The sequence below is a fragment of the Erythrobacter sp. SD-21 genome, assembly GCF_000181515.1.
Lineage (GTDB): Bacteria > Pseudomonadota > Alphaproteobacteria > Sphingomonadales > Sphingomonadaceae > Qipengyuania.
Genome location: NZ_ABCG01000007.1, coordinates 115,176 through 132,574, shown reverse-complemented (window position 1 = coordinate 132,574; position 17,399 = coordinate 115,176). Strand labels below are relative to the sequence as shown.

General features: G+C 56.7%; 10 protein-coding genes. 5 read left to right on the top strand and 5 right to left on the bottom strand.

All coding sequences use genetic code 11. From position 1 onward, the window contains the following. Positions 1-197: 197 nt before the first annotated feature. The 3 genes from ED21_RS11950 to rmuC are packed head-to-tail and all read right to left on the bottom strand — an operon-like array spanning position 198 to position 4,300. Positions 198-2,396 (bottom strand): MobA/MobL family protein, encoded by a 2,199-nt coding sequence (locus tag ED21_RS11950; protein ID WP_034922548.1) that lies wholly within the window; start codon positions 2,394-2,396, stop codon positions 198-200. Positions 2,397-2,447: 51 nt separating this feature from the next. After that, the gene (locus ED21_RS11945) at positions 2,448-2,990 is read right to left on the bottom strand and encodes a GIY-YIG nuclease family protein (RefSeq protein ID WP_233995749.1); all 543 of its coding nucleotides are present in this window, start codon (positions 2,988-2,990) and stop codon (positions 2,448-2,450) included. Continuing rightward, positions 2,987-4,300, bottom strand: coding sequence for a DNA recombination protein RmuC (gene rmuC / locus ED21_RS11940; RefSeq protein ID WP_006834166.1), 1,314 nt, complete (start codon positions 4,298-4,300; stop codon positions 2,987-2,989). The genes ED21_RS11945 and rmuC overlap by 4 nt, the downstream gene beginning before the upstream one ends. Positions 4,301-4,540: 240 nt before the next feature. Between rmuC and ED21_RS11935 the strand changes: the two genes are divergently transcribed. Beyond that, the gene (locus tag ED21_RS11935) at positions 4,541-6,190 is read left to right on the top strand and encodes a hypothetical protein (RefSeq protein ID WP_006834165.1); all 1,650 of its coding nucleotides are present in this window, start codon (positions 4,541-4,543) and stop codon (positions 6,188-6,190) included. A 48-nt stretch (positions 6,191-6,238) separates the two neighbouring features. Here the strand turns inward: ED21_RS11935 and ED21_RS11930 are convergent, their stop codons facing one another. Together ED21_RS11930 and ED21_RS11925 are read right to left on the bottom strand one after the other, a co-directional pair. Then, a complete protein-coding gene (locus ED21_RS11930) occupies positions 6,239-9,610 on the bottom strand; it encodes a TM0106 family RecB-like putative nuclease (RefSeq protein ID WP_006834164.1) in 3,372 nt (1,123 codons plus the stop codon). A 127-nt stretch (positions 9,611-9,737) separates the two neighbouring features. Continuing rightward, positions 9,738-10,730 carry a YafY family protein gene (locus ED21_RS11925; RefSeq protein ID WP_034922611.1) on the bottom strand — a complete coding sequence of 331 codons (993 nt, stop codon included), beginning with the start codon at positions 10,728-10,730 and terminating at the stop codon, positions 9,738-9,740. An 86-nt stretch (positions 10,731-10,816) separates the two neighbouring features. On the opposite strand from ED21_RS11925, the gene ED21_RS11920 reads away from it, so the two are divergent. The 4 genes from ED21_RS11920 to ED21_RS11905 all read left to right on the top strand — a co-directional run bounded on the left by ED21_RS11920 (position 10,817) and on the right by ED21_RS11905 (position 17,394). Further along, entirely contained in the window at positions 10,817-11,086 is a 270-nt protein-coding gene (locus ED21_RS11920; RefSeq protein WP_006834162.1) for a hypothetical protein, read from the top strand. 211 nt (positions 11,087-11,297) lie between these two features. After that, positions 11,298-14,276, top strand: coding sequence for an SNF2-related protein (locus tag ED21_RS11915; protein WP_006834161.1), 2,979 nt, complete (start codon positions 11,298-11,300; stop codon positions 14,274-14,276). Then, the gene (locus ED21_RS11910) at positions 14,273-16,129 is read left to right on the top strand and encodes a hypothetical protein (protein ID WP_006834160.1); all 1,857 of its coding nucleotides are present in this window, start codon (positions 14,273-14,275) and stop codon (positions 16,127-16,129) included. Before ED21_RS11915 ends, ED21_RS11910 begins: the two co-directional genes overlap by 4 nt. Beyond that, positions 16,129-17,394 (top strand): hypothetical protein, encoded by a 1,266-nt coding sequence (locus tag ED21_RS11905; protein WP_006834159.1) that lies wholly within the window; start codon positions 16,129-16,131, stop codon positions 17,392-17,394. Before ED21_RS11910 ends, ED21_RS11905 begins: the two co-directional genes overlap by 1 nt. Positions 17,395-17,399 lie beyond the last annotated feature (5 nt).

Below are 17,399 nucleotides of genomic sequence, written 5' to 3'. Positions count from 1 at the left end.
AAAGCTTTTGCCGAGGTGAGTGATCTGATTGGTACAACGGCGCAAGAATACGCCAATCTTGTAAGTAAGTAACATGTGGGAACCTATGTTGCTGTTCCGGACGCGCCACTGTGGCAGCGCCCGGGGCTCCCTTGAATTTTCATTCCTTCAGGAAGCCCACCACTTCCCTTCCGTCCTTCCCGGGCTGCGCAGCAGGCCTAGTCCTTCTCGTTTTCTCCCTTCCCGGACAGACGAATCTTGCCAGTCGCTACCGCGTCTCGCAGCAGGCGTTGATAATCGTCATCACCATCTTCCACTGACGGTGGCTTCGGCTTGGGTCCTCTGGTTAGACCCGCAAGCGGGTTCTCGTGCTTTGGCCTCCGATTATCGAGCGACGGGGTCTCAGCGGTGTCAGCCGAAGTGTCTTTCCTTTCCGAAGCGCCAGCCTCGCTTGAGCTTGGATCAAGTTGTTTTTTGCGTTTATTGTCAGAAGGTCCACGCGTCAGATGAGCCAGGCAAGGTTTGACAGGTCTTCCCTGTTCCTTCCTAGCCTGTTCGTATTCCTCTTTTGTGAATACGACGATTGGCTCCTTCAGTTTGATGTGACCATACGGTCTTCCCTGATCCTCCCTGAGCCGCAGGTATTCTTCTTCTGTGAAAACGGGAATGGGCTCTTTCAGTTTCTTATGACCGTATTTCCCAAACTCTTCCTTTTCCTTCGCGGCGGCGTCCTCCTTTCTGGCCTCCCTTTCGTCGATCAGGCGGCGGTGCAGTTCCACGATAGTGTCTTCGACAATGTCGGGTAACGTTTTCTGGGCTGCGAAAGTCCGGAAGGGTTCAGCGATTTCGCTTTTCTTCAGCCGAGGACGTCCTTCATCGTCTTCGATCACTGAGCGCCACTTCAGTTTCAATTCGGCCTGAAGGGCGAGGGCAGGTGCATACCACTGATCTGCCTCGCGATCCTGCTCGGAGTAAGTTAGAATGTCTCTGTAGGTCAGGCCACGCAGGCGCCTTGGATTGGGGAACCGTTCTTGCAAGGTCGCGAGAGCCGAAGGTATCTCTGCTGCCGACAGTTTATCGATTTGCTCTGAAAGCTGGCGCTGACGGCTGTGTTTATCTGCTACCTGCGCTGTGAGGCCCTGCAAGAGTCTTTCCTGTTCCCGACCATCATTGTCCGCCCTTCGCTTGCGGGCAGTGAGCGCAGGTCCGTCGTGGGCTTCGCCAGTAGAGGGAACGCCGCGCTTTGCCTGGGACAAGCCGCTATACCGCTCGGTCCGTGCTTCCTCCTCCAACACTCTATTGAAAGACTCGGCAGCCCTGTCGCGGAGCCAGGAGATGCCACATGGCAGATTAAGCTCGGTCGCCTTTGCCGCTTCGAAACTCCACTCGAGCGGACCCTCAACTTCGAAGGGACGCGGCGAAAGCAGGATGTGTGCATGGTAGTTGCGTGCGTCCCCATCAGCGTCGGGTTTGTGAAGAGCCGCCACGTAAGGCAATTGAAGTGACCGCAATGTCAGGCAAAAATCGGAGAGCGCCTCTGATCTTCCCTCCGAAGACAGTTCATGCGGCATGGCCAGAATGAGATGGCTGAAAACATTACCGTCTGCGTCAGCTTCTGACTCAAGGATTTCCAGCGCGTTCCAGAAGGCTGCAATCTGCGAGGCGCGCTTCTCCTCGATGACCGGAAGCTCTGAACTAAAAAGCGCCCTCACTCCTTTGAACTCTATGACGTTCGTGAAGGTGGCTTGGATCTCCGGCTCCAGGCCTTCATCGCGCAAAATGTATCTTACAAGGTCAGCCGCTTCCCCCATTCGGTAACCGCGAGCACCGATGGTCTTTCGCCCGAAGCCTCGAGAGTGCTTTCTGAGGACGATGTTCTTGTAACCGTCGGCGGCAACCCGAGAGCGCTTGGTCGCTCCATCCTTCCGTTGACTTACCTCGTCATGGAGCCGCGAATACAAGCTGCGTGAGCAAACGGTTCGAAATCTCGGAGCGCTCGCTACCTGAACTCTTACCCGCACTCGTGTCATCGCCTCGGCTTCTTTGGCACTGCGCTTGCTGAGATAACCCACCCGCTGGAGAAGCCTTTCCAACTCCCTCGCGTCGCGCTCGTCGGCACGCTTCTTCTTGGCTACTGCGGTCGCCTGCGCCTTGGCTTCCCTTTCCGCTTCCGAGAGCGCGCGGTGCCGTCTCTTCTTCGTTGCCTTCGCTTCCCGATTATCGCGTAACCAGGCGAGAGAAGCCTCTTTGACCTCAGTTCGGAGTTCGGACGGCGAGACGGCGCGCCCGCTGATGGTCATCGCGGGGCGTTTCATTTCCTTATCTTCCTGATTTTCATGAGGAGGGGGGTGGTCGAAAAGGACAAAAATAGCCCTAACGTCGGGGCGAATTTTGTCCTTAATTGCGCACCACCCCATAATTCTTCTTCTTAGCTTAGTCCGACGTGTCGCTTACAAGTGCAGCTCGGATCACCCTTCTCCCCCGCGCTCCGCCTGTCGTAAAATCGCGGACAGCCGCGAAGAGTCCCAATTCAGATCATACAGGAGTTTGTCGACGAGCTCATGAGGTTCGAAGGCTTGAATCGCTTTGCGACCGTTCCAGCGCTTAGCTTCCGCCGGTGCAATGCTCAGCACCCGCGCCTCGATTGGCTTCAGTTCCTTCCTGTTCAATCCAGGAATCTCGAAAATGACGGCACGGCAATATTCGCGCGCAAAACGTGTCCGTAGCGCCTTTGCAATCTTGCCATCCTCACCGCAGGTGCGCGGGTCTTTGCGCGAATGAAACATTCGGCCGGCGTTGTAGACAGTCGAAAATTTGTGACTGTTTCCGTCCCCGCTAGAGTGATTCTGGTAGATCCTGTGCCGGAAATCCGTTGTTTCACCGATATATGCTGGGCGATGCTCATGATCGTAAAGCGCGTAGATTCCTGATTTGCGCGAGTTAATGTCCTCTAGCTTGAGCGGAGGCGTGCCGAGCAAATGATCTAGAATTGCCTGTGCATCAATGGTCACTGCGCGTCGTCCATTTCATCGCCCGGTCCATCCTCGCCTTCCGAAACGAGTTCAAGAAGCTCAGATGTCTGGGGGCCTTCGAGAGATTCCACATCACGCAATTTTCGAGTGACGACGCGCGTTCGACGACCAGCCTCATCGACAGTGCGCTTCGCCGTATCGAGCTGCTTGCCAAGCTTCTCCCAGACTTGGCCATACTTTTCGAATTCGGCTTTGGCTGCGCCGAGAACCTGCCAAACTTCGCTCGAACGTTTCTCGATAGCCAAAGTCCGGAAACCCATCTGTAGGCTAGTCAGTAGCGCCGCGAGCGTCGTCGGACCCTGGACCATCACTCGGTGCTTGGATTGCAGTTCCATGGCGAGGCCCGGCCTCCGAATGACCTCAGCGAACAGGCCTTCGGTCGGCAAATACATGATCGCAAAGTCAGTCGAATGCGGGGGGTGAACGTACTTTTCGCTGATAGTCTTCGCTTGCAACCGGATTGCCCGCTCCAACGCTGCAGCTGCCTTGTCGACATCTTCGCCGATGCCAGCTTCTTGAGCCACCAGCAGGCGATCGTAATCTTCATGGGGGAATTTGGCGTCGATCGGGAGCCACAAAGGCTCATCTTCACCACTCCTGCCAGGTAGACGGATCGCGAACTCCACCATTTCCCCGGAGCTGGGGCGGATCTTCACGTTGGTCTCGAACTGGTCGCGGGTAAGCATGTCTTCGAGCAGCATGCCAAGCTGGACCTCGCCCCAGCCACCACGAGACTTCACATTTCCCAATACTCGCTTGAGATCGCCTACACCGGTTGCCAGGTTCTGCATCTCACCCAAGCCTTGGTGCACTTGCTCAAGACGATCACTGACCAGCTTGAAGGATTCACCAAGACGCTTCTCGAGCGTTCCCTGAAGCTTCTCATCGACCGTCTCGCGCATTTTCTCGAGCTTCTGCGAGTTCTCGGTCCTCAGTTTGTCTAGGCTGTCCGAGACCGCTTGGCGAAGCGCTTCCTGACGCTCGTCATTCTTCTCGATAAGCTGGCCGATCTTGTCGGTAACTTTCTCGAGGCCAAATTGCTGTTCGCGGCGGCCATCGGCCGCCTCCTTGCGCATGTCGGTAAGTTGGCCGCGAAGCTCATCGCGCCCTAGTCTGGCTTCCTCTCTGAGGGTGCCCGGCAACTCACCCACTTGCTTCTCAAGGGTCGCAAATTGGCTGAGTAGTTCGCTGGGCAGGGTTGCTGGACGGCTCACATGGTAGAGAATGAGGAAGCAAATAACTGCGGCAACCACCACAGCCGCAAGTATTGTGTAGAGAATAGTTTCCATGCCGCTTCGGATCCTTTCTGTTGATCAGACGCACCTGTTGATCAGGCGCACCTGCTGATCAGCTGTTGCTAGCGAACCCGGGTGACAAAAACAGTCACCCACAAACTTTAGCTCCGAGCCTTTTCAACTCAACGGGAACTGGTGGTATCAAAGAGTTCTACTCGCTTAAAATGAAACAAACTGTCAGTTCTTTATCTCAGCTTCCCTTCGTGTAAGAGGTCCGAAGCGAGGGGGCTCCGAATGGATGATCTTGAAAGTGCGCGAGCACGCCTAGCGGCCCATGAGGTCGTTTTGGGGAGAGGCGGAGTTCTCGGCTTTCTCGCCGCGGCACTGGTATTTGCCGCCTGGTCCTTTGAAGTGCTTCAATGGATAGCCCTGATAGCGATCCCAACCATTGTGGCTTTGGTTCTGCTGGGCTCTCTGTCAGTAACATTGGGTCGCAGGGCGAGGCGTAAACTCGATGAACTGGCTCGAGCCGAGCAAGATCTAGCAAGCGCTCTTGCGTCGACGTCCTTCGAATGGATCGCGCTGATGCGCGAAGATCTGCAGGAAGCATCGACGCATAATGCACTTATCCGTCAATTATATGATTCGTTCGGCGACGAGATCGGCCTGCATTTTGAGCGTGTCTTCGAAGTTGAAATCGCTCAGGCTCGGCGCCAAGCGATAATTTCGCAATGCCATGAAGCTTATGAGGCGGTTTCCTGCCAAATTGAAGAACGGCGTGTAGCCTCCCCTGCGGTGCGCGCCGAACGCGAACTTTCCGAAGCAATCGCAAACTTGCGGCAAATTAAGTCCGATGCAGATAAGTTATTGGATGAACAACGCGCACGCAAGAAGCTCAAGTGGTGGTTCGACCTCAATCGGCCCAATTTCGCCGAAATCGACGAGAAAGTTGAGCAGCTCGAGGCCGCGAAGGAGAAGCTTTCGAAATCGGGCGATATCACGCGCACAAACGAGTATTACCGTAAGCTCAACTCTCTGGTCATAAGCCGAACTTCTCAAGTTCAAAGAGCCGCTGCAGCATCTATCCCAACTAGCCGTCACCAAGCGTTTGACAGTGAAAAGATTACACAAAACGCGCTGATCTTGTCGGCATTGTCTGTGCCGATCTCAGCTTGGCAAGACATCACGCAGGCAGGCAGTATTTACGACAGCTTGCGCTCTGTGAATGGCAATTTCGCCGATATGAGCGATGCCGAAATTTGGCTCGAGACCTTAACAATGTCGGGCTCACAACTGGCAGGATTGGCAAGTCTCACAAAGGGCGCGCTCTTCGAAGATCACGTTGCAGACCAATTTGGTGGCGAGTTGTTCGAACCCTTCAATCACCCTGACACCGACATCGTAATCGATGGAGTTGAGTACCAGATCAAAGCCACTGACAGCGCGGCCTATATCGAGAGCGTTCCGGAGGACATCGAGGTCATCTCCACATCAGCGGTTGCCGCTGTCACGGGGTCAATCGACGGTGGCCTGACCAATGTGGAGATCACCGAAAGTATCGACCTCGCCCTAGGAGGAACGATGATCGATATGGGCGACACTGCGCTCGATGCCGTGTTGACCGGTATCGGCGGAGTCGGCCTTTTTTCGCTTCTAACCGGTGTGCGACACGCTTCCACGAAATACAAAGAAACCGGCGATATTGACAAAGCTGTTATCGCCGGCGGAACCGCGGTAGTGCGCGGCACAGCTAGCTCGGTCGTCAATGTTTCAGAGATTGCGGTCAAAGGGACCGTCGGCATCGTCACTTCGAAGCCCGCGCGGTTTGCTGGCAGGCTTGTCGGCGCAGGATTTCGAAAGATTGGCCAGAAAATCGAGGAAGCGGAACGCGAATCCGTGCGCACCGCAAGTCTCGAGGCCAGGCGAGGATCGAAAAACGGGTGACCTAGGCCCCTTTGACCCAAAAAGCCGACGCAACGACCCCACTCGGCATCAGTCGGAAACGGCTTCGCTCTCTAACCAGGCTAAAGTGTTCACCAGCCTTAGGTGCTCTACAGTAGACGCTTCGAGTTCGAGTAGCTTGGGATTGACGAGGACGATCGTCAGCGTGCGGGCACGGCTGATCGCAACGTTGAGACGGTTCTTCGAGTAGAAGAAGTCGACATGCCGCGGCAGATCAGCCGGGCTGGATGTCGCCATACTGACTATGACAACCTCGGCTTCTTGTCCTTGGAACTTGTCGACCGTACCCACGCGAGCCCCATCGGGCAAAGCAGCCTTGAGCGCGTTCACCTGCATGTTGAACGGGGTCACCACGAGTATGTTGTCGAGCCCGATTGTGCCCTTGTCCCCTTCGCGGTCGATGAAGGCCTGCCCCAGGAGCCCCGCTACCAGTTCGACAACCTTCGTCACTTCCTCTTCGCTTGATTGGCGGCAGCCTTCGTGCGCCATCGGAAGCATGCGGATGCCATGTGGAAGTGCTCCGCTTGGCGCCTTGTCGTCAAGGAGCAGCTCCTGCTTGGCGCAGTCCGGGTGCGACTTGAGCCGGCCGTCATAGACCGCTGCGGAAATGAAACCGCTAATATCCAAATGCATGCGCCAGCTGGTGTCGAGCAGGATGCCTCGATCGGGCGCGATTGTGGCCTCGTCCTGCAGCAGATAGTCGAGCGTCGACATTCCGCTTTCGCCAGGATGCGCGCCCTGGATGGGTTGGCCCAGCTGCATCTGATCGCCGACCAGGATGATGTTCTTGGCGGACGCACCCATAGCGAGCAGATGGCCCAGCGATACCTGGCCCGCTTCATCCACGATCAGATAGTCGAAGCGTTGATCGAGGTCGCCGCGCGCGAACAACCACGCAGTCCCGCCGACCAGCTCGTAATCACCATCCTCAATGTCTTTGGCATCGGTGACATCCTCCAGCATGCCGCCCCTGAGGTAGCTGTCCTTGTCACCCGCGCTCGCCTTTTTAGCTCCATGAATATGGTAGCCATCCTCCAGCGCGACCTTCTCCACTTTCCCCAGCAGATTGTTGATCGCCTTGTGGCTGTTCGACGAGACGCCAATACGCTTACCCGCTTTGAGCAAGGCGAGGATCATGTGCGCACTCGTGTAAGTCTTACCGGTCCCCGGCGGCCCCTGAATGAAGAGCGAGGAATGGTCCAAGGCTAGAGCGCCTGTTGTGGCTGCTTCGATCAGCGACTGTCCGGGCTGGACGAGATCGCCTGAGGTTCCGTCAGTGAACCGCGGCCGCGCGCGTTCGATCACATCCACCAAAGCGTAGTAGGGAATTGTCGCGCTGCCGCCCGCGCTTGCCAAGCTTCGCACCACGCGCTCGACGGCAGCTTCTAGTATGTCTGTGCCGATGGGCCAGCTCGGAATGACCGATCCATTCTGCGGCCAGTCGGTTCCACTTTTCTTGCCGCGCTTGAGCTCAACAACGCCGCTGTCAAGATCGAGGTCGAACACGGTGCCAAGCCGTTCCAGGCTTGGCGCATGCAAGACCGTGCTGCCAATACGCAGCTTGGTGTCCTGGTGCGCGAAGCGGTAGCGCGCCACGATCGACTGCTTTTCGGGTCGCTGCCAATCCTCGCCATCAGGCTCGATCCCGCCGATGCATTCTCCATCATCGACTAGCTCGTCCTCTTCGCGCTCGCAGCGATCGAAGATCGCCCAAAGCTCGGGCTTGCGCGCGCGGTAGTGAAAGTCGAGCAGGTGGCTTGCGAGCTCGCGCCCTCGCTCTGACAGGCAGAGCGCTCCCGTGCGTACCTTGTTGCGCAGCGCTTCGCGCGCCTCTTCGGCTTGACGTGCTTCTTCGGTCTGCTCGTCTGACGGAGTCTCGGCACTCGGCTGCCAGAACGGGATCTCAGGTCGCAGCGACAAGAGCCAATCGCGCAGGCCTTCGGTGTTCTCACAATCGACCTTGTTATAGGCGAGGATCCCGTCGAGCAGGGTCTGTTCTCCGCTTTCGCGCCAGCGATGGTAATGCACGATCGATTGGTCGGCCTTGGTGACATCCTCGCCGCGGCTTTCAGCAAAGAAAGTCTCCAGCGTCTTGAGGCTAAGGTCGGGTTCCGAAGTGCGGATCGCGCCGCGCACGATGGAATAGAGATCGACGAACTTCTCAGCGCGAAGCATCTCGTCGACCGCGTGTTCGCGGCTAGCGAAGCGCGTCGAGAGGCGGCGCAGCACCGTCACCTCATAGGGCGCGTAGTGATAGATGTGCGCCTCGGGATGCTCGGCAAGGTGATCGCGAAAGAAATCAACGATGGCCTCGAACGCCTCTCGCTCGGCTTGGCGGTTATGGCCCCATTCGTAGCGAAAGACCGGTTCGCCGTGAGCATCGCGAAGATGCACACCCCAAAGATACTCAAGCCCGTCGGGATAGAGCGGATCGCCCTCCAGATCGAAGAAGAGATCATGCGGGCTGGGCGCCGGCATGCGGGCAAAACCGCGACCTGGCTCGATGGGAAGCAATTCCGTTGTCGGTACGCCGCCCCGCCTGTCCACCTGCAGCGCGGCTTGCGCGCGCAGGCGCTCGAAGGTTTTGGGAGCGAGCTTCGGAATCGAAGTGCCCGCCTCAAGCGTAGCCAGGTCCGCCACCGACTCAATCCCGGCAGCCTTGAGCTTGGTGATCTGTGATGTCTGAATGCCAGCCACCAGGCTCAAATGGTCTTCCTCGCGCCACCGGCCCGCGCAAAGATCGCGCCACCCGCAATAGGTGCAGGCACTGCACGGCTCGGGCCGTGTCTCCGTGATCTCTTGGTCCACAAAATCGAGATAGCGGCCCTGCGCGGAGGCAAGCGTGTGCTCGAACTCAACCCGGCGGAAGCTTGCCTCGCTCTTGTCACCAAGGACAAGATGCATCTCATGCGGAGCCACGCCTTGGGCCTTGGCAATCAGGTCGGAATAGAGCGCCAGTTGCAGCACGTGCTTGGGGCTGGGCGTGCGCGCAAGTTTGGTATCGATCACCTCGTAGGAGTGATCGCCGAGCTGCGAAGGTACATCCACTCGGCGCAGGAAGTCGGCGAAACCATGCCAGGGCTGATCGAGGAAAGTGGCTTGGTAGATTATGTCCGCGCCATCACGCATTGCCGCCAAAGTCGCTTCGGCCTGCGTTTCGAGCGAGGCGTTGTTGTCGATCTCGATTACCCGTAGCTGCAGCTTCAGGTCTTCGAGATAGTTTCCCTCATGCGCGTGCCCCGCTTCCTGCACGAGGATTGTTGATTCGTCATCGACCGCGCGCTCGGGAAGCGACGAGGGGTCACGCAGCTTCTGCAGATTGAGCGCGACCGCATGACGGCAGCCCAGGAAGGCATTTAGGTCGCTTGCTGAATGGAGAAGCTGGCCGTCGTAAAAGCGCATTAGGTTGAACTCGCCGTTTGGTGTTGCGCCACTTCGTATCTCGAGTGACGGCCGCGATCGCGGTATGGTCGTTTATCGCAGATGGACATGACAAAAGCAGTCACCCCAAGGGATCTTGAGGTGCTTCTCATGGGTATGCTGGGAAGTCGTGACGGCGAAAGGGGTGCACGAGCTCGGCGAGCTGGGGAGGCTCCAAGACTTCCACTCCATCGCCCCATGCATAAAGATGCCAGGCCATTTCCAGATGGCCGGAGGCGTTAAAGCGCACCACCAAAGAGCCGTCCTCGAGAACCTCACTGGTCTGAGACGGGTGGAATTGGAAACGCGCTGCTTGATTTGCCGCATCGGGGGCAAACCTCCACACGACCTGGCCATACTCCAGGTCATTGTGAAATGAGCCGAAGGCACGCTCTGCATAGGCGTTGAGATCGAAATCGTCGGGGTACGCAAAACTCTGATCCAGCACCTCAGCCTCACCGATGTCTTCGACTCTGTAATGCCGATTGCGTCCGTCCCTCTTGGCCGTGTCGATTCCCACCAAGTAGCGGCGTGTGCCAAGCAACAGACCGAGCGGCTCAATCTCCCGCCAAGTGGCAGCCTCGTCAGCGCGGCTTTGGTAAGCAATCCGCAGCCGGAACGGTCCCTTGAGTGCTTCGGCAATGGCTCCGTCGACGGCGCTGTCGTGATCAGGGCGGGGGCCTGGCCTTGCGGCATATCCCATGGCCTCCAGGATCGCTTCTTCGTCAGTTGCTAGCCGCGATGAGCTTTCATTAGGGATCAGCGCGTGGACCTTTTGATCGAGTTCTCTAAGTGCTCGGACTTCAGCTTTCATGCCTGCACGGTCGAGTTGCTCGATCGCGCTCTTGAGCGCGACCAGTTCGTCCACGCTCGGAGACAAGAGCGGCGCCACAGCGCGAGCCGGGACGCGCCAATAATGGCGGCCGTCGTAGCCGACATAATGCTCGGTTGCGGGAAAAGCTTCCTGCAGGGCCGCGACCATTCGTTGAGCGGTTCGCCTTACACATCCGAACTCACGTTCAATATCGCTGAGACAAACCCCTGTTCGTCCGCCGGCCATCATGGCTAGCCGCAGCAGATCAACGGCTTTGGAAAATGACATGCAGCACAGCTCCTTGCTGGGGTGACCGATTTTGTCGCCCCGCTTCCGTAGATTGGATTCGTCACCAAGCAAAGAGGAAAAAAATCATGAACTTGACCCATCACGCCGCCGCCCGAATCCAGCAGCGCGGCATCCCTTATGCAGCGGTCGATGCCATTTTGGCCTATGGTTGTCGGCGCCGGCACGATGGCGCCGATGTTTATTTTCTCGACAAGAAAGCCAGGGCGCGCATGGCTCAGGCGATGGGAAAGAAGAGCTACTCGAAGCTCGAGCGCTCGCTCAACAGCTATCTCGTTGTGGCGGATGACGGTGCGGTAATCACTGCCGCTCATCGGCTTGGACGCCTCAAGTTCTGAGCGCCGCCTGATAGTTCTTGACGATCTTAAGGAAATAAATAGTTCCAGTTACTTACGGCAATGCCGGGGAGGGTAGATGATTCCAGTTGGTTCACGTGTACGGCTGCGGAATGATCCAAGTGTGGTCGGTGTCGTTACTGATGAGCCTCCATCTGAGCGTGGAGGGCGACCGTTTCAGAAAATCGAGCTGCCAACTGGGCGGAAGCGGGTCGTGCCCGCCAATCAGCTCGAAATCGTGCAGGAAGAGGCTGATGCATTTGCCGACCTAAAGGACGGCAAGTTTTCCGCGCCGTCTGACCTGCGCCGCGCCATCACGCATTTGCGGATGACCGGTCGTCTGGCTGACATGATCTACAGTCTGGGCGCGACCAACACCGACTTTCACGCCTATCAGTTCAAGCCGGTTCTCAAGCTGCTCAACTCGCCCTCGCGCGGATTGCTGATCGCAGACGAAGTTGGTCTCGGCAAAACCATCGAAGCGGGTCTTGTTTGGACCGAGCTTGTTGCTCGGTTCGATAGTCGGCGTTTGCTGATTGTCTGCCCGAAACCGCTGTGTGAAAAGTGGCGCGACGAGCTGCGCAACAAGTTCAACATCACAGCGCATGTCTGCAAGGCTGACCAGCTACTGCAACTCCTCAAAGATGATCGTGTCGGCGGCGATGGTTTTGCGGCAATCGCATCGCTCCCGAGCCTTCGTCCACCCAAGGGCTGGGAGGATCAGGATGAAGAGAAAACCGGAGCGCGCGTAGAGCTCGCCAAATATCTCGAAGAGGCTGACGACGATCTCTTCGATCTCGTCGTGTTCGATGAAGCACACCATCTTCGCAACACCGACACGATGAACCACCGGCTGGGCCAATTGGTGTGCGAGGTCGCGGATCATAAGCTTTTCTTGTCGGCAACACCGATCAATCTGCGCGCCAACGATTTGCGTGCCCTGCTCAAACTCATCGACCCCGATACGTTCGAACGCGAGTGGCTCTTCGATCTGCTGCAGGATGAGAACGAACCTTACGTCCGTGCCTGGGAAGCTGCGCGCGATCCGCGCGCGTCATTCGGCGATCTTGAAGAGCTCATTTCAGAGCTTCCAGCAGGTCAGGTCTTAAAGACTGGAAAGCGTCTCGAACGTCTGCGTGAGGAGCTGGCCAAGGGCATGGAAGACACGCCTGCCAATCGTGTGCGGATTGCCTCTCGTCTCGAAGAGATGTCCTTGCTCGGCACGATCATCAATCGCACCAGAAGGCGAGATGTGGCGGAGTTCAAGGTCGAGCGGCGTCCAACCACTGTCCGATGGCCGATGGCGCAAGTCGAACGCGACTTCTACGAAGCCGCCAGCGACGAGATCGCCAACTATGCGCTCATCAACGACATCAACGAGCGTTTCCTGCTTGCGCAAACGCAGCGCTTGCTCGCCTCAAGCCTCCCTGCCGGCTACCGACATTGGGGCACCCGAACCGGCAATCTCTCGCTCGATGATGAGGACGACGACAACGGAAACAAGACCCTGCCTGGTCCTCTGACTGAAACGCTTGGTGCGATTTGTGATAATTCTCGTGTTCTCGCTTCACTAGAGGCAAGCGATACCAAGTTCCAGCGGCTCGTGGAGTGGCTGCGAAAGATCCGTCAGGACCATCCCGATGAGAAGGTCATCATCTTCTCCAGTTTCCGCAAGACAATCGATTACCTTGCGCGCCGCTTAGAGGATGCCGGCTTTGAATCGATCGAACTCCATGGCGGGATCGATCTTGATCGACAGACAATCGTCAATAGCTTTGCCGACGCCCCCGCCGGCACGGTCTTGTTGACGTCAGAGGTAGGCGGTGAAGGTCTTGACCTGCAATTTTGCCGAATCCTCTTCAACTGGGATTTGCCTTGGAATCCGATGCGCGTCGAACAACGGATCGGCCGTATCGATCGTATTGGGCAGCAATCTCCTTCAATCGACATTATCAACCTCATCGCCGAGAAGACGATCGAAGAGCGCGTCTACGAACGTCTCTATGAACGCTTGGGGATCATTCGAAGCACGCTGGGCGATTTTGAACCCATTCTCGGCGAGATCATTCGCGATATCGAGCTCGCCCTCGTCAATCCCGAACTGACCGAAGAACAAAAGGTCGCCGAGCTCGATCGGTCGGTTCTCGCCGCGGAGAAACGCAAGGCGATCGCCGAAGAGCTTGAGCAGGAAGCACCGGGTCTTATCGCTCATGGCGACAGCATTCTTCAACGGATCAATGAAGCTCAAGCGCCGCACAAACGCCTCACGCCAGAAGACTTGCGCGATTACATCGCTGACGTCCTTGTTTCCGCCTACAAAGGGACCAGCATCGAGCCGATCTCAGATGTCGAGATCGAAGCTTACAAGATCAGGCTTTCTGCGTCCGCAGACGTCGAATTCAATCAATTCCGAAATGCAAGAGCGCGTCGGTATCCTACAAAGTTTTCGCGCGACGCGACCAACGGCGTTCGGTCAGTCTTCGGGAGCAATCCACAGCCTTCGAAATACCGCGCTATCGAAGCAATCCCAATGACGCATCCTTTGTCGCGGTTCTCCGCCGAGCAATTGGATAAGCGCCAGGCAAGCCTGCGCGCAAAGCCGGTAACGGCGTTTGAAACCGCCAATCGAGCGGAATGGAGCCTTCCTTCAGGGCGCTATATCTTCCTTGTCGAACGTTGGTCGATTGAAGGTATCGTCCCCGTCGACAAACTGGCCTTTGCAGCGTGCTCCTTCGCAGGCGACAGGCTGCTCGAAGAGGACCAGGCCGAACGTATTCTCATCGAGAGTCTCACCGGTGAAGCGCGCATGACAAGCCTATCGAGCGCGGATTGCGGTCGTGCTCATAAACTTGCGGCAGAAGTCTTGACGGGAAGGTTGGAAGAACGGCGCTTGGATTTCGAAGATGCTGAAGCTGCCCGCCACTTCGACCTGGTCAATACCCAAAAAGCCTTGATCGAGGAGCACCGCGCTCGCGAGACCAAAAAATATGAGGAACGAAAATCCGATGCGCTGTTCTCGCAAAACCTCAATCGACGCAAGCTGATCCCAGCCCTTGAGGGCAAGTTGCAAAAGGTACTGGCTCGTCTCGAGCTTCGCGAAAACGAGATAAGGCAGCGTGAAAATCTGCTCAGCTACGAGGAGCCCCTTCTCGTTGGCATAGCGGTCATCGATCTTACTGGAGACGCCGCATGAGCAAGTCGAGCGGTAGCCTAGCGGACCAGCTGCAATCGCTTGGCGTCGCAAAGCAGAAAGCACCCAAACAGCCCGTTAAGAACAAGAGCAAAAAACCTGTTTCCAATTTTCGCTCAAAGGCTGCTCGTGAACCAGGTGTCGCCGACCCCGAATCGCAGATCAGGCAGAAGCTCGCTGATGCCAATGCGCAGAGCGAGGACGCCGAACAGACAAAGACGCGCGAGATCAAGCCGGCCAAACGCGACGCGCCGCATGTGATTATCGAGACACGAAAGAGGCTTCCCTCTCGAGCTGTGGACCCGAGCCGCAAGCCCAGCAAGCCAGTGCAACCGGTCAAACAGCCGAAGGGGCAATTGACGCAGTCAGCAGCAAGGCGGCTTCATTACGAGCCAAAGCCCCCGGTGAAGGAAGTTCACGAAGCTGCGGCCAAACCCGCTCTCGCTCCGACGCACAAGCCAGCACCAGCGCCCGAACCTTCGCGTCGCGAAATTCCAGGCGAGACCCGGCCGTTTACCGCGGCTGAGGCGTTCGCGCACATCACGCGGATCGTGGGTGCCTCAACGCCTGCCATCGAAGAGCGGCCCACCAGGATTCAATCGAAAGAAGCGCGGCGATTGGATGAGGCCGTTCGAAGCGGAGCTGAGTGGCTTCGCGACAATCCTGAACCCGATTTCGACAATGGCTTTGTCGTGGGCTTCGACTTTGGCACCAGTTCATTAAAGGTCGTGGTTCGCGACCCTTATGTCGCGGGCAATCCTCTCGCGGCACTGCCGGCGCCTGTGGAACTCCGTTCCCAAGGTCACCCGTATTTGTGGCAGACGGTCGTTTGGTTTGATCCTGCCGTCGAAATCTTCCGGCTTTATCCGACGCCCGGCGCTATTACTCTAGACGGTTTCAAAACGGGCATTATCGCTGGGAACGGCTCCGAGGCCATTTTCGACGAACCCAAGATCTCTCGATCAGAAGGCGCCACCGCTTTTATCGCGCTGCACCTTTGCCACCTGCTCGGATGGTATGCGAAGGAGCAACCTCTAGAGCGGAGCAAGGCGAAAAATTTTCTCGCTATCAATATCGGAGTGCCGGTTGCGACCAGCGATAACCCCGCTGCATTACAGCCATTTAAGGAAGTGGTGCGCGCAGCTGTCGAATTGGCTAGATCCTGTGAACCTTTGACCCTCGAAATGGTCCGAGCGGCATTGGAGATGGTTCACGCAGAAGATCTGCCCGACGGGTTCGACCTCATTCCCGAACTCAGCGCTGCGCTCGTGGGTTACGCCAGTGATCCGACCTCGCCACTGGGATCTCATGTGCTCGTCGATGTCGGAGCATCGACACTGGACATGGTCGCCTTTAATTTGGTCGAGGATGAAGACGAAGCAGAGATAAAGGCTTTCTCGGCCACCGTCGAATTGCTTGGGTCGTCAGCCCTAGAGGTCGCTCAGAATAAAGGCGTTCTTAAGTCTGATTTTCTCAAGGCCTGTAATCATCAATTCGGCAACACGTTTGCCCAAGCTTGTCGCCTGGCCCCCCTGAATTTCAGTCTGGCGAAAAACCCAAACCGAAAAGACGTTTATCTGGTTGTGACCGGTGGCGGCTCAAATTCCATTCTGCATAAAGAATTTTTTGCCCGCCTCAGGGATCCTCATAGAGCCCTTGGACCGGGCCGCATAGATCAGCCCGCGCCACCTAGTGAGATAATTGCCTTGGATTGCGACCGAACCCGACTGCTTCTGGCGTTCGGATTGGCGCATGATATTCCCGACATTGTCTCGACGACCAATCCCTCGAGAATTCCGCGCCTCCAAACCAAACAGGCCACTGGCCCTGAGTATGTTGGAGCTGAACAAACGTAGTGACTGACTGCCTTTTCCAATCGCTAGACTTCAGAAACATAGCGGATCTGATCCGCCGCACAGAGACGGCGTTGTGTTTTGCTGCGCCTGGCATTCATTCCGAGCCGGCTGGAGCAATAGCTGCGGTTGCTCAGCGCCTGGGTCCGGAACTTGTCACGGTCTGCCTGGACTTCGATGAGCATGTCTTCCGGTTGGGATATGGGAGTATCGAGGCGATCGAACTTTTGCGTGATCAGAAGATTGAGATCCAGTCGGCACCAGGATTGCGGACAGGCCTGATTATCGTTGACCGACAAGGCTTCATGTTCACCCCTACAGCATTGCTCCTTGAGGCAGATGAAAGGAGCTCGACGGCTCCAAATGCCATGCGGCTTTCGCATGATCAAGCAATGGAGGCTTTGGCGCGTTTGTCTCCGGCCGCGAAAGCGATCGCGTTGGCGCAATCAAAGACTGAAGAAGAGCGAGAGGCTCTCAGAACCAGAACGGTCGAAATTACTTCCAACAAGGTCGAGCAGGCTGATTTTGATCGAGTGGAAAAGCAACTGCTCAACGTGCCTTCTGCTCCCTTCGATGTCGCCCGCCAGGTTCGAGTCTACAACGCCATGCTCCAATATGTCGAAATCAGTCTGAAAGGTGCATCCATCCAACGCCATAGGTTGCGGATTCCCAAGGCAATTCAGGATCTAGGCGGGAGGAAGGACTTGGAGGGCCGTCTCAAGACGACCTTCGATCTGTTAGAAAGTGAGGGTGCGCTGTCATCTCGCGAGCTGGAAAAGGAGCTAAACCAGATCCGCTCTGATTTCACTCGGACCATCGGCCGGGAAAGGGTCATTCTGAAGGTTGTTCGAAAGGCATTTGAGGAGAGGATTGATGCCTTTCGTAAGAAACTCGAAGCGCACCAGAAGAAGGTTGAAAATCAGATCGACGCCCACCTGTCAAAATCCCTTGCTTCGATCGTCCAGTACTATTTGCCAATCGTCCTCAAGAACCCGCCTGACGCAATGCGAGGTCAATTGCCCTTGCTCGATGAAGAGCATGCGGCTCGATGGCTAGAATACGAACTGGCAAAGAGCATGCCGAAGATCGACAAACTAATTAGTCGGATGCAGCTCGAGGTGCGATACAAAGACCTCACGTTTGAATCCCTGAATGAGGAAGGCTTCTTGGAGACGGTCCGAGAAGCTTATCCAGCAATGAACTGGGACAAAGCATACTCGGAATATCTTGCTGTCGGGGAACGTATGCAAAATGAAGGACCAGCGTAATAGAA